This window comes from Pseudomonadota bacterium (genome assembly GCA_040752895.1).
Taxonomy (GTDB): domain Bacteria; phylum Pseudomonadota; class Alphaproteobacteria.
On record JBFMHN010000004.1, the window covers coordinates 255,389 to 274,743 of the forward strand.

Below are 19,355 nucleotides of genomic sequence, written 5' to 3' on the forward strand. Positions count from 1 at the left end.
GTGCCAGTTTTTTCAAGTTAAGTCTTTGAAAAATATTGGTCGGAGTGAGAGGATTCGAACCTCCGACCCCCGCCTCCCGAAGGCGGTGCTCTACCAGGCTGAGCTACACTCCGATCGAGGGCCGCCTTATACCCTTAAAGGCCGCCGCCCGACAAGCAAGACCCCAAGCGGCGTCTAATAGGCGCGCTCGATGCAGAAATCGACGAGGTCGGTCAGCGCCGCCTTGGCCGCGCCGTTCGGGAAGATGCCAAGGGCGTCGCGCGCTACGGCGCCGTAGTGGCGGGCCCGCGCGATGGTGTCGGTAAGGGCGTCCCGCGCCTTCATGATCTCGATGGCGCGTTCGAGGTCGCCCTCCCGCTGCTCCAGGTCCTCCACCGTCCGGCACCAGAAGCGGCGCTCGTCCGCGCTGCCCCGGCGAAAGGCGAGGACGATGGGCAGCGTGATCTTGCCTTCCCGGAAATCGTCGCCAATCGTCTTGCCAAGGATCGCCTGCTGGGCGGAATAGTCGAGAACGTCGTCCACCAGTTGGAAGGCGGTGCCCAGGTTGAGGCCGTAGCTGCGGAGCGCCTCCTCCTCGACCTTCGGGCGGTCCGCCAGCACGGCGCCCACTTCGCAGGCGGCGGCGAAAAGGGTCGCGGTTTTTGCCTGGATGACATCGAGATAGTTGGCCTCGCTGGTCTCCGGGTCGTTCGCGGTGGAAAGCTGCAGGACCTCGCCTTCCGCGATGACGGCCGCCGCGTGCGAAAGGATGGCGAGCACCTTGAGGGAGCCGTCCGCCACCATGAGCCGGAAGGCCTGCGCGAAGAGGAAGTCGCCGACCAGCACGCTCGATTCGTTTCCCCACAGCGCGTTCGCCGAGGCTGCCCCGCGGCGAAGGGTGCTGTCATCCACAACGTCGTCGTGGAGGAGCGTCGCCGTGTGGATGCACTCGACGCTGGCCGCAAGGCCTATGTGGCGTGTCCCGTCGTAGCCGCACATGCGGGCCGCGGCCAAGGTGAGGATGGGGCGCAGGCGCTTGCCGCCCGAGGCGATCAGGTAATGGGCAAGCTGGGGGATTAAAGGGACGCGGCTCTGGAGGGCGCCGAGGATGACCTGGTTGACCGCCTCAAGGTCGTCACGAACCAGCGCGCCGATCCGGTCGAAGGTGGCCCCCGCCTTTTGTTCGGCCATGCTCAAGTTGACGACAATGCCCACGGCCATCCCTTGGGTTGCTTGACATCCCGCCGATTTCGGCGAGCATAGAAGTTCCCTTCCGCCTCGGTCAAGCTGCTACGCCCCATGAAGGAATTGCTGCGCACGAACGATCCGGTGCTTCTCTCCTGGCTGATGGCGCGGCTGGAGGAGGCGGCCATCGAAGCCGTCGTCTTCGATGCGCATATGAGCGTACTCGAAGGCAGCATCGGCGTTCTCCCGCGGCGGCTGATGGTGATGGATGAGGATTTTGCGCGCGCCCAGGCGATCGTCGAAGAAGCGGAAGGCATCGGATAATGGAAGCCGCATACGAATGGCAGGAAGACTCGCTGCTCGGCGGGCGCCTCCGTTTCGCCCAGCCGGTGCGGGGGTACCGCGTGGCGATCGATCCCGTCCTGCTGGCCGCCGCCGTCCCGGCAACGGCGGGGGAGCGCGCGTTCGAGATCGGAATGGGAAGTGCGGCGGCGGCGCTTTGCCTGGCCCTTCGGGTGCCGGGTCTGGTCATCGACGGGATCGAGTTGCAGGCGGATTTGTGTGCGCTTGCCCGATGGAACGCCCGCCTGAACCGGCTCGACGACCGCGTTCGCGTGACGGAGGGCGACCTGCTGACGCCCCCGGCGGCCTTTCTGGAAGGCGCTTACGATCACGTCTTTGCGAATCCGCCGCACCTCGAGGCGGAAAAGACGGACCCGCCGAAGGAAAGAACGCGCGCGATCGCCCATGTCGAAGGGTATGGGGGGGGAAGCGCGAGGCTTGCCGAGTGGGTCGGCTTCGCCCTTCGCCTGGCGAAGCCGGGAGGCACGCTCACCTTCCTTCATCGGATGGACCGCCTTGAGGAACTTTTGGAAAATTTGCGCGGCGGCGTGGGCGCGCTTGCCGCTTTTCCGCTGCTGTCCGCCGCCGGCCGGCCGGCCAAGCGCGTTCTCGTGCAGGGGCGAAAAGGCGGCCCGCCGAGCCTGGCGCGGCAGGCGGGGCTTGTTCTCCACGACGGAACCGGCGCCTACACGGCCGAGGCGGAGGCAGTCCTGCGCGACGGCAAGGCGTTGCACCTAGTGGGGGCCTGAACGCCGCCAGTTGGCAAGGCGCGGGCGGCACCGTATGGTGCGGCATGTTCGCGCTCAACCTCGTCAAGCTTTTCGTCGTTGCCGTCATTGTCGCGGTCCTGTGGTACGGCTTCAAGGCGTTCCGCCGGGCCATGAAGCCCGGCCGTGACGGGGCGCCGGACGCGCTCGAAATGCAGGAATGCCCGGTTTGCAAGACATACCGGGCAGCCGGGGCGGAGGCCTGCGAGCGGGAAGACTGTCCCTACCGGTAGAAGAAAAAATGACGAAGCCGCCTTCCTTTCAGGATCTGATCTTGCGGCTCCAGGCGTTCTGGGCGGAGGAGGGCTGCGTCCTTTTGCAGCCCTACGACATGGAAATGGGCGCCGGCACCTTTCACCCGGCGACGACGCTGCGCGCGCTGGGGCCCAAGCCGTGGCGGGCCGCCTATGTGCAGCCCTCCCGCCGGCCGGCGGACGGGCGCTATGGGGAGAACCCGAACCGGCTGCAGCACTACTACCAGTTCCAGGTTATCCTGAAGCCCTCGCCCGAGGACGTGCAGGGCACCTATTTGCGGAGTCTCGCGCATCTCGGCATCGATCCCCTGCGCCACGACATCCGCTTCGTCGAGGACGACTGGGAAAGCCCGACGCTGGGCGCCTGGGGACTGGGCTGGGAGGTGTGGTGCGACGGGATGGAAGTGACGCAGTTCACCTACTTCCAGCAGGTGGGCGGAATCGAGTGCGATCCGGTTTCGGTGGAGCTGACCTACGGAATGGAACGGCTTGCCATGTATGTTCAGAAGGTCGAGAACGTCTTCGATCTCGACTGGAACGGAAAACCCGGCGCGGAAGGCGTTCGCTACGGCGATGTCTTCCTGACGAACGAGCGTGAATACTCGGCCTACAATTTCGAGCACGCCAATACCGAACGCTTGCTTCGCCAGTTCACGGACGCCGAAAGCGAATGCCGAGACCTTCTCGGACACAAGCTTTCCCTGCCGGCCTATGACCAGTGCATCAAGGCAAGCCACATCTTCAATCTGCTGGACGCCCGCGGCGTCATCAGCGTCGCCGAGCGCGCCGTCTATATCGCGCGCGTCCGTCAGCTGGCGAAGGCCTGCTGCGAAACCTGGCTTGCCAGCGAGGGAAGGCTTTAAGCGATGGCGGGGCTTTTGCTCGAGCTTTTATCGGAGGAAATCCCCGCCCGCATGCAAGGGCGCGCCGCGGCCGACCTCGAGCGGATCGTCTCGGAAAAACTTGCGGCGGCAGAGCTTCCCTTCGATCGGATCAAGACGTACGTCACGCCGAGACGGCTTGCGCTGCACGTCGAAGGTCTTCCCAAGGCCCAGGCTGACGCCGTGGAAGAGAAGAAGGGCCCCCGCGTGGACGCCGCCCAGAAAGCGATCGAAGGGTTCCTTTCTTCCGTCGGGCTTGCGCTGGAGGCCTGCGAGAGGCGAAAGACGGAAAAGGGCGAGTTCTATTTCGCGAAGATCGAACGGAGGGGCCGGCCGACGGCGGAAGTTCTTGCCGCGCTTCTGCCGGAAATCCTCGGCAATTTCCCGTGGCCGAAATCCATGCGCTGGGGGGCCGGGAAGATCCGCTGGGTCCGCCCCCTGCACGGCCTTCTCTGCCTTTTCGACGGTAAGACGGTGCCGATTGCCTTCGGGCCGTTGCAGGCGACGGACTCGACGGCCGGTCATCGCTTTCTAGCGCCGAAGCCCTTCAAGGTGAAGGACTTCGCCGACTACCGGGAACGCCTGCGCGCGGCCTACGTCATGCTGGACGCCGTGGAGCGGGCGGCGGCGATCGCGGCGGACGCCGTCCTGGCCGCCAAGAACGAGGGGCTTCTTCTGGAAAAGGAGGAAGGCCTTCTGGAAGAAGTCGCCGGCCTCGTCGAATGGCCGGTCGTGCTTCTGGGCGATATTGAACCGGGTTTCATGGCGCTGCCGCGGGAAGTGCTGACGACGGCGATGCGAACGCACCAGAAATATTTCTCGCTTCTTACGAGGGAAGGAAAGCTCGCCCCCCGCTTCCTCGTCGTTTCGAACATGCAGGCCGCCGACGGCGGCCGGGAGATCGTCGCCGGGAACGAACGTGTGCTGCGGGCGCGCCTTCAGGACGCGAAATTTTTCTGGGACCATGACCGGAAGAAGAAGCTGGTGGACTGGTTCCCCGGCCTTCACGACGTTGTCTTCCATGCCAGGCTCGGCACCCAGGCGGAACGCGCCTTCCGGCTGCAGGAGCTGGCGGACCGTCTGGCCGGGCAGGTTGGGGCGAAACCGGAGCTGGCGCGCCGCGCCGGCCAGCTTGCGAAATGCGATTTGCTTTCCGGCATGGTCCGCGAGTTCCCCGAGCTGCAGGGGGTGATGGGGCGTTACTACGCGCTGGCCAGCGGCGAACCGACGGAAGTGGCCGACGCCATCGCCGAGCACTATGCGCCCAAGGGCCCAAGCGACGCCTGCCCGGTGAAGCCGGTGAGCCTTGCCCTTGCCCTGGCCGACAAGATCGACCAGCTCGTCGGCTTCTTCGCGATCGGCGAGAAGCCGACCGGCTCGAAGGACCCGTTCGCGCTCCGCCGCGCCGCGCTTGGCGTCATTCGCCTGATCCTCGAAAACCGCCTGCACCTTTCCCTGCGCGCCGCGTTCGAGGCGGCCGCCGGCCGCCTGCCCGTAAAGGCGCCGGCCGGGCTGGCGGACGCGTTGCTCGATTTCTTCGCCGATCGCCTGAAGGTGCATTTACGCGAAAAAGGCGTGCGCCATGACCACGTCGCCGCCGTCTTCGCGCGGACCGGCGAGGACGATCTCGTTCGTCTGCTCGAACGGGTCGAGGCGCTGCGCGGCTTCCTGGAAAGCGAGGACGGCGCCAACCTGCTCACCGCCTACCGTCGGGCACGGAACATCGTCCACATCGAGGAAAAGAACGACAAGACCGTCTATGACGGCGATGTCGCGGAGGAAAAGCTCGTCGAGAAGGAAGAGCGCGAGCTTCAAAACCGCCTCAAGGAAGTTCGGAAACTGGCCGATGCCGCCTTGAAGAACGAAGAATTCTCGGTTGCGATGTCGGCGCTTGCGCGCCTGCGCGTGCCGGTGGACGCCTTCTTCGATCGCGTCACGGTCAACACGGAGGAGAAGGATTTGCGGCGGAACCGCCTGCACCTACTGGCCGATATCCGGCGCACGCTGGAAGCGGTTGCGGATTTTTCGAAGGTCGAAGGATGAAGTTCGGAAAAGCAAAAGCGCGATGGGTATACGGCTTCGGCGTCGGGCACGCCGACGGCAACGCCGGCATGAAGGACCTGCTCGGCGGCAAGGGGGCAAACCTGGCCGAGATGAGCAACTTAGGCCTGCCCGTGCCGCCCGGCTTCACGCTCTCTACGGAGGTCTGCGCCCATTACTACGCGAACGACCACGCCTATCCGGACGGCCTTCTGGCCGAGGTAAAAAAGGCCCTTCGGCGGGTCGAGAAGATCGCCGGCGCCAAATTCGGCGATCCGAAAAACCCCCTTCTGCTTTCCGTGCGGTCCGGCGGGCGCGCCTCGATGCCGGGCATGATGGACACTGTCCTCAACATCGGCCTCAACGACGCGACGGCCGAAAGGCTGGCGGAGTTGAGCGGGGACAAGCGCTTCGCCTATGACACCTACCGGCGTTTTCTCCAGATGTATGGCAACGTCGTGCTGGGCGTGCCCCACCACCTCTTCGAGGAGATCCTCGAACTTTATAAGGAGGAACACGGCCACACCCTCGACACCGACCTCAGCGCCGAGGACTGGGTGGCGGTTACCGGTGCCTTCCAGCGCAAAATCGAAGAAACGCTGGACGCCCCTTTCCCCCAGGACCCGCATGCCCAGGTCTGGGGCGCCATTGGGGCGGTCTTCGCCAGCTGGATGAACCCGCGCGCGACCATCTATCGCAGGCTGCACGACATTCCCGAGGATTGGGGGACGGCGGTGAACGTGCAGGCGATGGTGTTCGGGAATATGGGCGAGGATTGCGCGACCGGGGTCGCCTTCACCCGCAACCCGGCGACCGGCGGGAAGGAATTCTATGGCGAGTTTCTGATCAACGCCCAGGGCGAAGACGTTGTCGCCGGCATCCGCACGCCGCAGCCGCTGGCAAAGCGCGCCCAAGACATGGCGGGGGGCGACAAACGGCCTTCGCTCGAGGAAGCGATGCCCGACGTTTTCGCCCAACTCCTGGCGATCCGCACCGAGCTCGAATCCCATTACCGCGACATGCAGGACATCGAGTTTACGGTGCAGAAGAAGAAGCTCTGGATGCTGCAGACCCGCAACGGCAAGCGGACGATCCACGCCGCGCTAAAGATCGCCGTCGACATGTCGGAAGAAGGGCTGATCACCCACGAGGAGGCGATCCGGCGGATCGACCCGGCCGCTCTCGACCAGCTTCTGCACCCGACACTCGACCCGGAGACTCCGCAAGAGGTGCTGGCGACCGGCCTGCCCGCTTCGCCAGGCGCGGCGTCCGGCGCCATCGTCTTCACGGCGGCCGAGGCCGGGATCGAGGCGGGGCGCGGCAAGGACGTCATCCTGGTGCGGGTCGAGACCAGCCCGGAGGACATCCAGGGCATGCACGCCGCCGTCGGCATCCTGACGACTCGCGGCGGGCTTACCAGCCACGCCGCCGTCGTCGCCCGCGGCATGGGACGGCCCTGCGTTTCCGGCGCCGGCGAGATTCGCCTCGACGAGGCCGCCGGCGAGATGCGAATCCGCGGTCGCCTCTTCAAGCGGGGCGACGTCATCACCATCGACGGCGCGAACGGGCGCGTGCTCGCCGGCCAGGTGCCAATGCGCCGGCCCGAGCTTTCCGGCGATTTCGTAACCCTGATGCGCTGGGCCGACGGCATCCGCCGGCTCGGCGTCCGCGCCAACGCGGAGACGCCGCAGGATGCCGCAACCGCGCGGCGTTTCGGGGCGGAAGGGATCGGCCTTTGCCGGACCGAACATATGTTCTTCGATACCGGGCGTATTCTCGCGGTGCGCGAGATGATTCTCGCCAAGGACGCCGAAGCCCGGCGCAAGGCGCTGGCGAAACTCCGGCCCATGCAGCGGGACGACTTCGCCGAGATCTTCCGCATCATGGCGGGCCTGCCGGTGACGATCCGGCTTTTAGATCCGCCGCTGCACGAATTTTTGCCCAAGACCGGGCCGGAGATCGAAGAGCTTGCGAAAAGCATCGGCGCCGAGGCGGTGGACGTCAAGGCCCGCGCCGAGCAGCTGCGCGAGGTGAACCCGATGCTTGGCCATCGCGGTTGCCGCCTCGGCATCACCTACCCGGAAATCTACGAGATGCAGGCCCAGGCGATTTTCGAGGCGGCGACACTGGTCGCCAAGGAGACCGGCGCGGCGATCGTGCCGGAGATCATGATCCCGCTCGTCGCCACCAAGGAAGAATTCGACTTTCTGAAGGCGGTTGTGGACAAGGTCGCGGACGGCATCGCCGCCGCCAGCGGGGTTCGGATCACCTACCGGGTCGGCACCATGATCGAGCTGCCCCGCGCCGCGCTTCTCGCCGGTCAGATCGCCCGGTCGGCGGAATTCTTCAGCTTCGGCACCAACGACCTTACCCAGACCACCTTCGGCATCTCGCGGGACGACGCCGGCGGGTTCCTGAAGTCCTATCTCGACAAGGGCCTGCTTCGGAAAGACCCGTTCGCGACGCTCGACGTGGAAGGGGTGGGCGAGTTGATCCGCATCGCCGCCGAGCGCGGCCGCGCCGCCCGCGGCAATCTCCATCTCGGCATCTGCGGCGAGCATGGCGGCGACCCCGCCTCGGTCGCCTTCTGCGAGCGCATCGGCCTCGACTACGTTTCCTGCTCGCCCTACCGGGTGCCGATCGCAAGGCTCGCCGCGGCGCATGCCGCGCTTAAGGCGAGTTAAGCCCGCATCCAGGAAGGCCGATGAGGCGTGAGCCGCGTCGCACCGGCGAGGAGCGGCGCGTTGCCGCCGCCGGCGTCTTCGACCGCGGCAAGCTGTAAAAGGGCAAGGCCCATTCCTTCCGCCGCCGAGCACAGCACGCCGACCTCGCGGCCTTCGTGGAGGACCGGCGTGCCGGCGGGTGGCGGGTCGCCAGCGAAGGTGACCGGCAGCAGACGCTTCCGCACGAGGCCGCGGTGCTTCATGCGGGCGGTTACTTCCTGGCCTATATAGCAGCCCTTCCGCCAGTCGATGCCATTGAGCTCGTCAAAGCCGTATTCGAGGAGGGTGGATTTCTCCGGCGCCAGATCGCGGCTGCCGTCGGGGAGGCCGAGGCTCATGCGGAAACGGTCGTAGGTTGCGAAGTCGCTTGCCGCAAAGCCAGCCGCCTGTGGGGTCGCGTGCACGGGCAAGGCGGCCCTGGCGCCGGCCGCGGCAAGCCTCGGGTCCGCATAGAGGAGGCCCCCTTCGAAGGGTTTCGCGGCCCCTTCTTCCTCCGGCAGGCCAAGCTTCGCCAGCGCGCCTTCGCCGAAGAAGGCATGAACGCGAAAGGCTTCCGCTTCCTCGATCGTCACCTTGGCGCGAAGCTTGTAAAGCGTGAGCCGCTTCTTGAGGTCGGCAAGCCTGGCCTTCTCGCCGTCCAGGTAGAAGTCGCCGTTCAGGGCAAAGACGAAGAAATCAAAGAGGTATTTGCCTTGAGGCGTCAACAGCGCGCCAAAGACCGCGCGGTGCGCGCTGACCTTGCGGACATCGGTCGAGACGACGCCTTGCAGGAAAACCGTCGCGTCTTCGCCCGAAAGCCGCAACAGACCGCGGTTTTCGAGGGGAGCGATGGAAGGCGGCGTGGCAGAAGAACGCGTTAGTGGCATCCCTTTCAGTTTAGACCGGCGTTTCCGTTCCGCAAGGGGATCGCTTGGCAAGGGGAGGGGGGCTTCGTATAAAGCCTCGGATGACAAGGGTGCTTCAATGCATTGCGGGTGCCGCGCATGGCGGTGCCGAGACGTTCTTCGTAAGCCTCGTGCTCGCCCTTCACGAAGCCGGCCTCGAACAGCGTGTCGTCATGCGTCCGAACGCGCTTCGCCGCGCCCGTCTCGAGGCGGGCGGGATTACGCCCGTCGAGCTTCCCTTCGGCGGCTTCCTCGACCGGCGGACCGGCCCCGGCCTGCGGCGGGAGGCGCAAGCCTTCGGCGCCGACATCGTGCTGAGTTGGATGAACCGGGCCTCCCGCAAATGCCCGCACGGGCCCTATGTCCATGCCGCGCGGCTCGGCGGCTATTACAATCTCAAATATTACAAGACCTGCGACTGGCTGATCGGGAACACGCCGGATATTGTCGCCTACACCGTGCGGAACGGCTGGCCTGAGGCGCGCGCGGTCTATCTTCCGAATTTTGCGATTCCCGAAGCGGCCCCCCCCGTTGCGCGCGCCGCCTTCGACACGCCGGAGGACGTGCCGCTTCTCTTTTCCCTGGGCAGAATGCACCCGGCGAAGGGATTCGACGTTTTGCTGCAAGCCCTGACGCAGGTACCCGCCGCCTATCTGTGGCTGGCCGGCGAAGGACCGGCGCGGGCCGATATCGAGGCCTTGGCCAGAAAGCTGGGCGTCGCGCCGCGGGTGCGTTTCCTCGGCTGGCGCGAGGATAAGGCGGCCCTTTTCGCCACCGCCGACGTCGCCATCTTTCCTTCCCGCTACGAGCCCTTCGGTACGGTGACGCTTGAGGCCTGGGCCTACGGCGCGCCGCTGGTCGCCGCCGCTTCCGCCGGCCCCGCCGGCGTCATCACGGATGGAAAGGACGCGCTGCTCGTGCCCATCGAGGACGCCGCCGCCTTGGCCGCCGCCCTCAACCGGCTGATCGGGGACGCGACGCTCCGCCAGGCCCTAGTCGCCGGAGGAAAGGCGACGTTCGAGGCAAATTTCACGAAGGCCGCCGTCGTTCGCCGTTACCTCGACTTCTTCGAGCGGATCAAGGCCTGATGTGCGGGATCGCCGGCATCTTCCGAACGGATGGCGTCTCGCCCGCGCCCGCTCGCCTGGACGGGCTGGCGGACAGCCTTGGCCATCGCGGACCGGACGGCCGCGGACGCTATGTGAAGGGGCCGGTCGGCCTGGTCCACACCCGTCTTGCGATCATCGACCTTGAGACGGGCGATCAGCCGCTTTTGCACCCGAACGGGTGTGTCCTGATCGCCAACGGCGAGATTTACAATTACGTTGAACTGCGCGAGGCGTTGCCGGGAGCGGTTTTCCGCACGCGCTCGGATTGCGAGCCGTTGCTTCACCTCTACGCGAAGGAAGGCCTCGGCTTTGTCGGCCGCTTGCGCGGGATGTACGGGCTTGCCCTTTACGATCCGACGGAAGAAAGGCTCGTCCTCGCCCGCGATCCCTTCGGCATCAAACCGCTTTACTATGCGGAAACAGCGGAAGGCTTTGTCTTCGCCTCCGAGCCGCAAGCCCTGATCAAAAGCGGTTGCGTGGCACCTAACCTGCGTCCGCAAAGCCAGCGCGAGCTTCTTCAGCTCCAGTTTACAACCGGGGCCGAGACGATCTTCGAAGGCATCCGCCGCGTGCTGCCGGGCGAGCTTCTCGTCGTCGAGAAGGGCCGCCTCACCCATCGCCAGCGTCTGGCCGCCCTTCCCGAAGGCGCGCCGCAGCCGATGGCGGAAGCGGAAGCCCTGGACCGGCTGGAGACGGCGCTTCGCGGCAGCGTCGAGGTGCACCAGCGTTCCGACGTGCCCTACGGCCTTTTCTTTTCCGGCGGCATCGACTCCTCGGCCATCCTCGCCCTTATGGCGGAGTTGAATGAACGGCCCGTCGCCGCTTTCACGGCCGGCTTTCCCGATACGCGCGCGAAGGACGAACGCGATCACGCGCGTGCGCTGGCCGGAACCGTCGGCGCCGAATTCGTCGAGGTTGAGTTTACGGAAAACGACTTCTGGCGGCATCTGCCGGAGATTGTGGCGGCGATGGACGATCCGGCCGCCGATTACGCGATTCTGCCCACCTGGAAGCTTGCCGCGCAGGCAAGCCACGGGCTTAAGGTCGTGCTGTGCGGGGAAGGCGGCGACGAAATTTTCGGCGGCTATGGCCGCTATCGAAGTGCCATGCGCCCGGCCTGGCTGGGCGGTCGCCGCCTTCGCACGCGCGGGGTTTTCGACGGGCTGGGCGTGCTCCGCGCCGCGCCCAAAGGCTGGCGGGACGGCCTCGCGGCGGCCGAGGCGGCAAGCCTGTCCGGCGGCCGCACGCGGTTGCAGGCGGCGCAGGCCCTCGACTGCGCGGACTGGCTGCCGAATGACCTGCTGACCAAACTCGACCGTTGCCTGATGATTCACGGGGTCGAAGGGCGGACCCCTTTCCTTGACCGCGAGGTGGCGGCGGCGGCCTTCCGCCTGCCCGACGATCTGAAGGTGCGGGGGGGTCTCGGCAAATGGGCGCTTCGGAAATGGCTGGCCGGAAAGCTGCCGTCCGCCAAGCCCTTTTCCGAAAAGCGCGGCTTCACGGTGCCGGTCGCCGAATGGATTTCGCGGCAAGGTACGAGACTCGGGCCACTGGTTGCCGCCCGCCCCGCCATCCGGGAGCTTTGCGCGGCGGGTGCCGTTGAGGATCTGTTCCGGGCCCGGGAGAAGCGGGCCGGTTTCGCCGCCTGGCTTCTCCTTTTCTATGCGCTTTGGCATCGCCGGCACGTCGAGGGCCTGGAAGACCGGGGCGATGTCTTCGAAATTCTGGGGCAGCGGCCGTGAAGCGTTTCAGGAAAAATTAAACTTCCAAGCGTACCTAATGGGGAGGCGTACCTCCGCCATCGCTGGAAACGTCGCGGAAGGGAACGTCGGTCGTTAACCTATGTGCTAGGCCGGACCGGCCGGGGTGAGAGCATGCGCCGCCCATTGAGCTTGCGTCGGCTTGTTTCGCAGCCGCTGCTGCGCGCGATGGTTCTTTTGAACCTGGCCGTCGTCGCAAGCCTGCTGGTGATCACCGTGCATCGCTTCTTGGGCGAATTCAGGGAAGTGCTGGACAACGGTCAGGCGCTGGACTGGGCGACCCGGTGGGAGTCGCTTGGTTTTTGGCAGCAATATTTGGGCGACGATTTTGACTACTTCGTCGCGTTCGGCTTCATCCCCCTCATCATGCTCTTGCTGCTGCAAATCCCCGCCTATCTTTTTCTCGTCCGCCCGCTTCGCCGGCTCGATCAAAGGGTTGCGCGTATTCGTGCCGGAGACCTGACGGAGCCTCTCGCGCCCATCTTGGGTCCGAAGGAAATCGTCGAACTGAACGAAGGGGTCGAAACCATGCGCGCCTCCCTTCAAAGGCTGACGGAAAGCCTGACCGCCGAGGTGAAGGCGCGCACGGCGGAACTTGCCGAACGCAATGCCCAGCTTGACCTCACCCTTGCCAACATGGCGCGTGGGGTCATCCTGTACGAGCCGAACGGGGACGTCACGGTCTGCAACCGGAAGCTTCTGGAGATGTTCGATTTTCCGGAGGAGTCTTGCCGGCCAGGCAGCAATATCCGCGAGCTTATCGAACGGATTGCCGAACGCTACGCCCGGCCATCGGATATGACGGACAGGGATCTGGTCCGTCTTCTGAAAGGGCTCGGCGCTGGCAGCGTCCAAGAATTCACGCTGCCGCTTCGCAACGGACGGACGATCCATGTCATCTATAAGCCAATCGAAAATGGTGGATTCATTCACACGTGCGACGACATCACCGAACGCTTGAACTACGAGAAGGTCTTGCAGGAAAGCCGGGACGATGCGGAAAAGGCGAACGCGGTGAAGTCGCAGTTTCTTGCCAACATGAGTCACGAATTGCGTACGCCGCTGAACGCCATCATCGGATTCTCGGAGCTGATCCTCGGCGGGTCGGTCGGCAAGATCGATAATCCGAAAATACGGGATTACCTCGAGGACCTCCACCAATGCGGCCGCCACCTGCTTTCCCTGGTCAACGACACGCTGGACTTGAGCAAGGCCGAGGCCGGCCGCCTTGAGATCGAATGGCAATCCGTGGACGCCGGCAGGGCGGCGCAGGATTGCGTGCGAATCATGTCGGAAACGGCGCGCAAGCAGGGTGTCGAGTTGGTTTGCGAAGTCGAGCCGAATTTGCCGGCCATCTGGAGCAACACGCGACGGCTTCGACAAATTCTGCTGAACCTGCTTTCGAACGCCATCAAATTCACGATGGAAGGCGGGCGGGTGACGGTGAAGGCCGGCATGCTCGAGTCCGGCGACATCGAACTCACGATCGTCGACACCGGGATCGGCATGACCGAGCGGGAAATGGAAAAAGCCTTCAATGAGTTCCAGCAAATCGAATCCTCGTTGTCCAGGCAATACCAGGGAACGGGCCTTGGGCTTTCGCTGACCAAGCGTCTCGTCGAGCTTCTTTTCGGCCAGATGGCGGTCGAGAGCGTGCCCGGCAGGGGCACGACGCTTCGCGTGCGGTTTTCCACTTCCAATTTTCCGATGGTCGACGCCCAGCGCAAGGCAACTGGCTAGCTTCCGGAAAGCGCTTGCAGCTTCGATTTGACCGTCTAGAATTCGCCGTCCCATTGAATCCGGAAGGACGGTCCTCCCAATGAAGCCAAAGCGCCAGTGACGGAAACCAGTTTTGATCTTGTGCTCACCGGCGGCACCTGCGTGACGCCGAAGGGGATTCTCCGCGCAGACGTCGGTGTCCGAGAGGGGAAAATCGCCGCTATCGGCGAACTTCGGCGGCAGAAGGCCCAGACGACGATCGACGTTTCCGGTCTGCACGTGTTGCCCGGTGTCATCGATGCCCAGGTCCATTTCCGCGAGCCGGGAATGGAACACAAGGAAACCATCGCGACCGGCACCCGTGGCGCCGTGAAAGGCGGCGTCACCACCGTTTTCGAGATGCCGAACACCAACCCGCCGACGGTGGGGGAGGCGGAGCTTGCCGACAAAATCGCCCGCGCTCGCGGGCGGGCTTGGTGCGACATCGCGTTTTTCGTCGGCGCCACGCCGGAAAACGCCGACCGTTTGGGCACGCTGGAGCGGTTGCCGGGGACGGCGGGGGTCAAGCTTTTCATGGGCAGTTCGACTGGCAAGCTGCTGGTCGCCGAGGACGCGGCGATCGAACGCGTGCTGCGTTCCGGCTCGCGCCGGGTTGCCGCCCATTGTGAGGACGAGGCCCGCCTTAAGGATCGCTACGCCTTGGCCGTCGAAGGGGGCGAAGCGCGTTTCCATCCCGTCTGGCGGGACGAGGAAACCGCTCTCCGCGCGACGCAGCGCTTGATTGGGCTGGCGCGGAAATGCGGCCGCAAGGTGCACGTGCTTCACGTGACGACGGCGGAGGAAATGGCGTTTTTGGCGACGGCCAGGGAAATTGCCAGCGTCGAGGTGACGCCCCAGCATCTGACCCTGGCGGCGCCGGACTGTTACGATCGGCTGGGCACGCTCGCCCAGATGAACCCGCCGATCCGCGACGCTTCTCACCGCGAGGCGCTGTGGCGGGCCGTCGTAGCCGGCGTCGTCGACGTCGTAGGCTCCGACCACGCGCCGCACACGCTTGAGGAAAAAGCGAAACCCTATCCCCAAAGCCCCGCCGGCATGCCCGGCGTGCAGACCCTCGTCCCGATTCTTCTCGATCACCTGCACAAGGGCCGGCTTTCTCTCGAACGGCTGGTCGAGCTTACGAGTAAGCGCGCGGCTGAGATGTACCGCATCCGGGGAAAGGGCGCCGTCGCGATCGGCTTCGACGCGGATTTCACGGTCGTCGATCTTCTGGCCGAACGGGAGATTACGAACGCCTGGATTGAAAGCCGGGTGGGGTGGACGCCGTTCGATGGGATGAAGGTGACCGGCTGGCCGCGCATGACGATCCTGCGCGGTCGTCGCGTCATGTGCGACGACGAGATTCTCGGCGAGGCGGCAGGCGACCTCGTTCGCTTCGAAGAGACGGCATGACGGAGGGCGCTTTCACGGCGCTTGTTCTGGAGGACGAGAAAGGCAAGGTCCGCGCTTCCGTCAAAAAGTTGCCCGAAACGTCACTGCCCGCAGGCGATGTCACCGTCGCGGTCGCCTACTCGACGCTCAACTACAAGGACGGCATGATCGTGAACGGCCTTGGGCACATGGTGAAAAGCTATCCCCATGTGCCGGGAATCGACTTCGTCGGCACGGTCGAAGAATCGTCCTCGCCTCGCTTCCGGCCGGGCGATGAGGTGATCCTCACCGGCTGGCGCGTGGGCGAGGTCCACTGGGGCGGGTTCGCCCAGAAGGCGCGCGTGCGGGCGGAATGGCTGGTGCCCTTGCCGAAGGGGCTCAGCCCAAAACGGGCGATGGCGATCGGCACGGCGGGCTTCACCGCCATGCTGGCCCTGATGGCGCTCGAGGAACATGGGCTTACGCCGGCCGCCGGCGAGGTCATCGTGACCGGGGCTTCCGGGGGCCTCGGCAGCGTCGCGGTGGCGCTGCTTGCCGCCTGTGGCTACCGGGTCGCCGCCTCGACCGGCCGGCCGGAACTGCATGGCTATCTCAAGGAGCTGGGCGCGGCGGTCATCCTCGACCGGGCCGAGCTGGCACCTTCGCGTTTCGTCGAGGGGGGCAAGCTCGGCCAGCCTCTGGGCTCCGAACATTGGGTTGGCGCCATCGATACGGTGGGGGGCGCTACGCTCACGACATTGATCGCCACGATGAAACACTGGTCCAGCATTGCCGTTTGCGGACTGGCCTCGGGGAACGAGTTGCACGCGTCGCTGATTCCCTTTCTGATCCGGGGCATCAATCTTCTCGGCATTGAATCGGCGACCTGCCGAACCCAGCGCCGGCAAACGGCGTGGGAACGGCTGGTCCGTGATCTGCCGATGGAAGCGCTCGACCGCATGACGCAAACCGCGGCGTTGAAGGACATTCCAAAACTTGCCTCGGAGATTCTGTTGGGAAGGGTGCGGGGACGCACGGTGATCGACGTCAACGCCTAAAGCCGGGCGCTTTTCGGATGAAGTCATTGATATATTAATAATATCAATGGACTAGATGATCCGCGGAAAGGCTATTATATTTAGAAAGACAGGGAAGTTGAGCGATAAAGGCGAAGAAATAGGAAGCGATTCAGCGGCGTAACCGTTTGCCGGTCAGCAGCATCAAAAAAAGCGTGGGGCGCACGCCGCGCTGCACTAGGAACATGGAGAGATCAATGCGGAAGCTTGTTACGCTCGCGGCCACGTTGGCCGTCCTGGTTGCCCTTCTCGGAACGGTGTGGGTGGTCCGTGAGCTCGGTAAAAAGGAAGCGGAGGAAGCCGTCCTCGCCAACCGTGTCGCAACCGATTCGGAAGCCGCGGTAACGGCCGACGGCAAGGTGGATCACCTGAAGGCCGGCTATGCCGCCTATCACAGCGGCCGGCTCGTCGAAGCGGCGGCGGAATACCAGATCGCCGCCGATGAGGGCGATCCCGTCGCCCAGCGGAACCTGGGATTCCTCTATGAGCATGGTCACGGCGTGAACCCGGATTATTTGCAGGCCATGGCCTGGTATCAGAAAGCGGCCGATCAGGGGCATCGGGCGGCCTTTAACAATATCGGCTTCCTGTACGTGGCGGGGCTGGGTGTCGAGCAGGACTTCGTCCAAGCACACTATTGGTACACGAAGGCGGTTGTTGCGGGCAGCGCGGAAGGCAAGCGTCTGCGTGAGGTGATCCGGAAAAAGATGACGGAGGAACAGATCGCCACAGCCGAGAAATTGGCGAAGGACAACGGCCTCAAGGAAGAGGGCGTTTTCGGTTTCTGACCGGCCCCTTCCAGGCGGTGCCGAACGCGGGCCCGCCGACGCCCACGAGGCGCCTCACAATCGAACGGGCAGGCGGGTCGGGATGCGTCTGCGCAGCCTAACGCCCCAGACCGTCGGACGAATTCCGGAAAGCGTGTCATTGAAAGCGGCCTGCCGGGTTTCTGCCTGGGCTGTCTTGCGGCCTTTCTTGCCCGCTTTGCCGCCTTTGCCGTCTAACCGTCATGAAACCGTCTTCCGGCGGTCATGAAATTGTCAACGGCTGGCGGCAAAATGGCGTACATGGAGAACGAAACCCTGATCCTCACTTGTCTCGCCAGCGGCTTCGCGGGCTGGTGGCTGGGGGCGCTCTTTGTTTTTCAACTAAGGACGGGGGGCCACGCTTGTGGGCCGACAGGTCATGGCGCATACCCCCTTCACGAAGGCTCCGCCGGGCACCTTGCCGGCACCCGTTCCATCGGGTCGCGGCAGTGGAACCCGAAAGCCGACGTAGAGGATTTCGAGCCTATTCCGCCCGCCTTTCTTTAAGTCCGCTGGATAAGACTGGATAAGAAGGGTAAAGCGACAGAGGGCCGCTTGCGCCCGTCCCGCCCTTAAAGAGGCATTGCGTTTCGCCCGCTTTTTTGCATCATACTGACGTTTCCTGAACGGTAACGAAGGTTCCAGAAGCGGACCTTGATCGTTATTTCTGTTTTCCCGGAAATTTCGCTGGCATGGGAGACGGCAGGCGTGCCCTCGCCGGTTTTTTCGTGGGCGGACCGATGGAAAGGTGGCAGACGCTATGGGATGGGCATCCGTCGATCTCCTGATCGTTCTCGGGCTGGTGGTGGTCATCTTCTTCGGTTTCGTCCGGGAATGGCTGCCGACGTGGGGCGTGGTCCTTGGTGCGATCGGGGTCTTGCTGGCGACCGGCATCCTGAATGTCGGCGAGGTCTTTCGCGCCTTTACGAACGACGCGCCGGTCACGATCGGCGCGATGTTCATCCTGAGCGCGGCGCTGGCGCGGACGGGCGTCGTGGAAAGCCTGGGCCGCGCCGTTCTGAAGGCGGCCGATTTTTCTCCGGTTCGCGCCTTGACCTTGCTCATGCTGGCCGCGATGGGGCTTTCCGCCTTCATCAACAACACGCCGGTCGTCGTCGTCCTGACGCCGGTCGTCATCGCGCTGGCGCGCGCGATGGGGGAGGCGCCCTCGAAGTTGCTCATCCCCCTTTCCTTCGCGGCCATTCTTGGCGGGACGATGACCCTGATCGGCACCTCGACGAACCTGCTGGTCGATGGCGTGGCGCGTCAGGCCGGGCTGCAAGCTTTCGGTGTCTTCGAGATCACGCTGGCCGGCCTTGTCCTGGGCGGCGTCGGCACCGTCTACTTTCTGCTCATCGGCCGTCATTTACTTCCCCGCCGCGAGCCGGAGGCGTCCCCGTTGCCGAAGCTTTCAGAGCAAGGCTTCCTGGCCGACATCTTCGTGCCAAGCCGCTCCCAGCTGCTTGCCGGGGAAGGGCCCAGGAGCGAGCCTCCGCTCCGGCGGGAGAAGGCGCCAATCGCGATCGGCGCGGTTTTGCTGGTGGTGACGTTGGCGGCTTTCGGCACGCTGCCCATCGCCATTCTTGCCCTGGGCGCCGCGCTCACCGTCCTCGCTTTCGGATGCCTGACCTTGCGGGAGGCCCACGCCGCCATCCACTGGAATATTCTGATACTGATCATTGGGATGCTCGCCTTGAGCTTGGCACTTCAGAAGACGGGTGCCGCGGAACTGCTGGCGAGTGAACTGCTTGGCGTAATGGGCGCCTTCGGGCCGCTCGTCGCGCTGTCGGCGGTTTACCTGATCACGTCGTTGCTCACCGAGTTCATGAGCAACAACGCCACCGGCGTTCTGCTCACGCCGATCGCGATCGGGCTTGCCCACCAGCTCGGCCTCGACCCCAGGCCATTCGTCGTCGCCGTCATGTTCGCCGCCTCGGCCAGCTTCGCGACGCCGATCGGCTACCAGACGAACACTTATGTGTACAAGGCAGGCGGTTACCGCTTCCTCGACTTCGTGAAGGTGGGGCTGCCGCTGAACCTGCTTCTATGGGTGACGGCGAGCTTCGTCATCCCGATCTTCTGGCCGCTCGTCCCGTCGAATTAGATTGAGAAGAAGTGGTGCCGCCGGCGTGGATTGAACACGCGACCTCACCCTTACCAAGGGTGCGCTCTACCACTGAGCTACGGCGGCGAGGCGGCGACCATGCCACATTCGCCTTAAGAAAAGAAGCTCCCGCGAGGCGTGCGGGAGCTTCTTTCGATGGCGGGAAGCCTTAAGGGGTTGGCGTCTTAGAAGCCGAGGCTTGCGCGGAACGCCCGCGTGGCTTTCTTTGCTTCCTTGGCGCCGTCGGGGTTGTCGGGAAGGGCGGCGCAGAAGGCGTCCACCGCCTTCTCGGCCAGCGGCACCCATTTGTCGAACC

Annotated in this window: 15 protein-coding genes and 2 tRNA genes; 13 read left to right on the forward strand and 4 right to left on the reverse strand. The window is 64.7% G+C overall.

What is annotated here, in order from left to right:
* Positions 1–36 precede the first annotated feature (36 nt).
* Together AB1781_09135 and AB1781_09140 are read right to left on the reverse strand one after the other, a co-directional pair.
* A tRNA-Pro gene (locus AB1781_09135) sits at positions 37–113 on the reverse strand.
* A gap of 61 nt (positions 114–174) precedes the next feature.
* Positions 175–1,170: a polyprenyl synthetase family protein gene (locus tag AB1781_09140; protein MEW5704730.1), complete on the reverse strand. Its 996-nt coding sequence runs from the start codon at positions 1,168–1,170 to the stop codon at positions 175–177.
* Positions 1,171–1,278: 108 nt separating this feature from the next.
* Between AB1781_09140 and AB1781_09145 the strand changes: the two genes are divergently transcribed.
* From AB1781_09145 to ppdK, 6 genes are read left to right on the forward strand one after another with little or no spacing between them, the layout of a single operon-like run.
* Complete coding sequence (locus AB1781_09145) at positions 1,279–1,488, forward strand: DUF2007 domain-containing protein (protein MEW5704731.1); 210 nt, start codon at positions 1,279–1,281, stop codon at positions 1,486–1,488.
* On the forward strand, positions 1,488–2,255 hold the full coding sequence (locus AB1781_09150; protein MEW5704732.1) for a methyltransferase: 768 nt from the start codon (positions 1,488–1,490) through the stop codon (positions 2,253–2,255). The genes AB1781_09145 and AB1781_09150 overlap by 1 nt, the downstream gene beginning before the upstream one ends.
* Positions 2,256–2,299: 44 nt before the next feature.
* Entirely contained in the window at positions 2,300–2,506 is a 207-nt protein-coding gene (locus AB1781_09155) for a hypothetical protein (protein ID MEW5704733.1), read from the forward strand.
* 8 nt (positions 2,507–2,514) lie between these two features.
* Entirely contained in the window at positions 2,515–3,390 is an 876-nt protein-coding gene (locus AB1781_09160; protein MEW5704734.1) for a glycine--tRNA ligase subunit alpha, read from the forward strand.
* A 3-nt stretch (positions 3,391–3,393) separates the two neighbouring features.
* Positions 3,394–5,451, forward strand: a complete 2,058-nt coding sequence (gene glyS / locus AB1781_09165) for a glycine--tRNA ligase subunit beta (GenBank protein MEW5704735.1) — start codon at positions 3,394–3,396, stop codon at positions 5,449–5,451.
* Positions 5,448–8,132: a pyruvate, phosphate dikinase gene (gene ppdK, locus AB1781_09170; protein ID MEW5704736.1), complete on the forward strand. Its 2,685-nt coding sequence runs from the start codon at positions 5,448–5,450 to the stop codon at positions 8,130–8,132. The genes glyS and ppdK overlap by 4 nt, the downstream gene beginning before the upstream one ends.
* Here ppdK and AB1781_09175 read toward each other — a convergent pair.
* Complete coding sequence (locus tag AB1781_09175; protein MEW5704737.1) at positions 8,129–9,037, reverse strand: folate-binding protein; 909 nt, start codon at positions 9,035–9,037, stop codon at positions 8,129–8,131. The genes ppdK and AB1781_09175 overlap by 4 nt on opposite strands.
* 80 nt (positions 9,038–9,117) lie before the next feature.
* Here AB1781_09175 and AB1781_09180 point away from each other — a divergent pair, with 80 nt between their 5' ends.
* From AB1781_09180 to AB1781_09210, 7 genes are all read left to right on the forward strand, one after another.
* Positions 9,118–10,143, forward strand: coding sequence for a glycosyltransferase (locus tag AB1781_09180; protein ID MEW5704738.1), 1,026 nt, complete (start codon positions 9,118–9,120; stop codon positions 10,141–10,143).
* Positions 10,143–11,906 (forward strand): asparagine synthase (glutamine-hydrolyzing), encoded by a 1,764-nt coding sequence (gene asnB, locus AB1781_09185; GenBank protein ID MEW5704739.1) that lies wholly within the window; start codon positions 10,143–10,145, stop codon positions 11,904–11,906. The genes AB1781_09180 and asnB overlap by 1 nt, the downstream gene beginning before the upstream one ends.
* A gap of 132 nt (positions 11,907–12,038) precedes the next feature.
* Entirely contained in the window at positions 12,039–13,664 is a 1,626-nt protein-coding gene (locus tag AB1781_09190; protein MEW5704740.1) for an ATP-binding protein, read from the forward strand.
* A gap of 96 nt (positions 13,665–13,760) precedes the next feature.
* Positions 13,761–15,095, forward strand: a complete 1,335-nt coding sequence (locus AB1781_09195; protein MEW5704741.1) for a dihydroorotase — start codon at positions 13,761–13,763, stop codon at positions 15,093–15,095.
* Positions 15,092–16,111, forward strand: coding sequence for an MDR family oxidoreductase (locus AB1781_09200; GenBank protein MEW5704742.1), 1,020 nt, complete (start codon positions 15,092–15,094; stop codon positions 16,109–16,111). The genes AB1781_09195 and AB1781_09200 overlap by 4 nt, the downstream gene beginning before the upstream one ends.
* A gap of 215 nt (positions 16,112–16,326) precedes the next feature.
* Positions 16,327–16,917, forward strand: coding sequence for a tetratricopeptide repeat protein (locus AB1781_09205; protein MEW5704743.1), 591 nt, complete (start codon positions 16,327–16,329; stop codon positions 16,915–16,917).
* Between the two features lie 778 nt (positions 16,918–17,695).
* The gene (locus AB1781_09210) at positions 17,696–19,039 is read left to right on the forward strand and encodes an SLC13 family permease (protein MEW5704744.1); all 1,344 of its coding nucleotides are present in this window, start codon (positions 17,696–17,698) and stop codon (positions 19,037–19,039) included.
* Between the two features lie 12 nt (positions 19,040–19,051).
* On the opposite strand, the gene AB1781_09215 is transcribed toward AB1781_09210, so the two are convergent.
* Positions 19,052–19,126, reverse strand: a tRNA-Thr gene (locus AB1781_09215).
* Positions 19,127–19,355: the final 229 nt, after the last annotated feature.

Coding starts and splice junctions, on each gene's coding strand:
- AB1781_09180 (MEW5704738.1), top strand. CDS start 9,118: ATGACAAGGGTGCTTCAATGCATTGCGGGTGCCGCGCATGGCGGTGCC.
- AB1781_09145 (MEW5704731.1), top strand. CDS start 1,279: ATGAAGGAATTGCTGCGCACGAACGATCCGGTGCTTCTCTCCTGGCTG.
- glyS (MEW5704735.1), top strand. CDS start 3,394: ATGGCGGGGCTTTTGCTCGAGCTTTTATCGGAGGAAATCCCCGCCCGC.
- AB1781_09200 (MEW5704742.1), top strand. CDS start 15,092: ATGACGGAGGGCGCTTTCACGGCGCTTGTTCTGGAGGACGAGAAAGGC.
- AB1781_09140 (MEW5704730.1), bottom strand. CDS start 1,170: ATGGCCGAACAAAAGGCGGGGGCCACCTTCGACCGGATCGGCGCGCTG.
- ppdK (MEW5704736.1), top strand. CDS start 5,448: ATGAAGTTCGGAAAAGCAAAAGCGCGATGGGTATACGGCTTCGGCGTC.
- AB1781_09210 (MEW5704744.1), top strand. CDS start 17,696: ATGGGATGGGCATCCGTCGATCTCCTGATCGTTCTCGGGCTGGTGGTG.
- asnB (MEW5704739.1), top strand. CDS start 10,143: ATGTGCGGGATCGCCGGCATCTTCCGAACGGATGGCGTCTCGCCCGCG.
- AB1781_09150 (MEW5704732.1), top strand. CDS start 1,488: ATGGAAGCCGCATACGAATGGCAGGAAGACTCGCTGCTCGGCGGGCGC.
- AB1781_09190 (MEW5704740.1), top strand. CDS start 12,039: ATGCGCCGCCCATTGAGCTTGCGTCGGCTTGTTTCGCAGCCGCTGCTG.
- AB1781_09205 (MEW5704743.1), top strand. CDS start 16,327: ATGCGGAAGCTTGTTACGCTCGCGGCCACGTTGGCCGTCCTGGTTGCC.
- AB1781_09155 (MEW5704733.1), top strand. CDS start 2,300: ATGTTCGCGCTCAACCTCGTCAAGCTTTTCGTCGTTGCCGTCATTGTC.
- AB1781_09160 (MEW5704734.1), top strand. CDS start 2,515: ATGACGAAGCCGCCTTCCTTTCAGGATCTGATCTTGCGGCTCCAGGCG.
- AB1781_09175 (MEW5704737.1), bottom strand. CDS start 9,037: ATGCCACTAACGCGTTCTTCTGCCACGCCGCCTTCCATCGCTCCCCTC.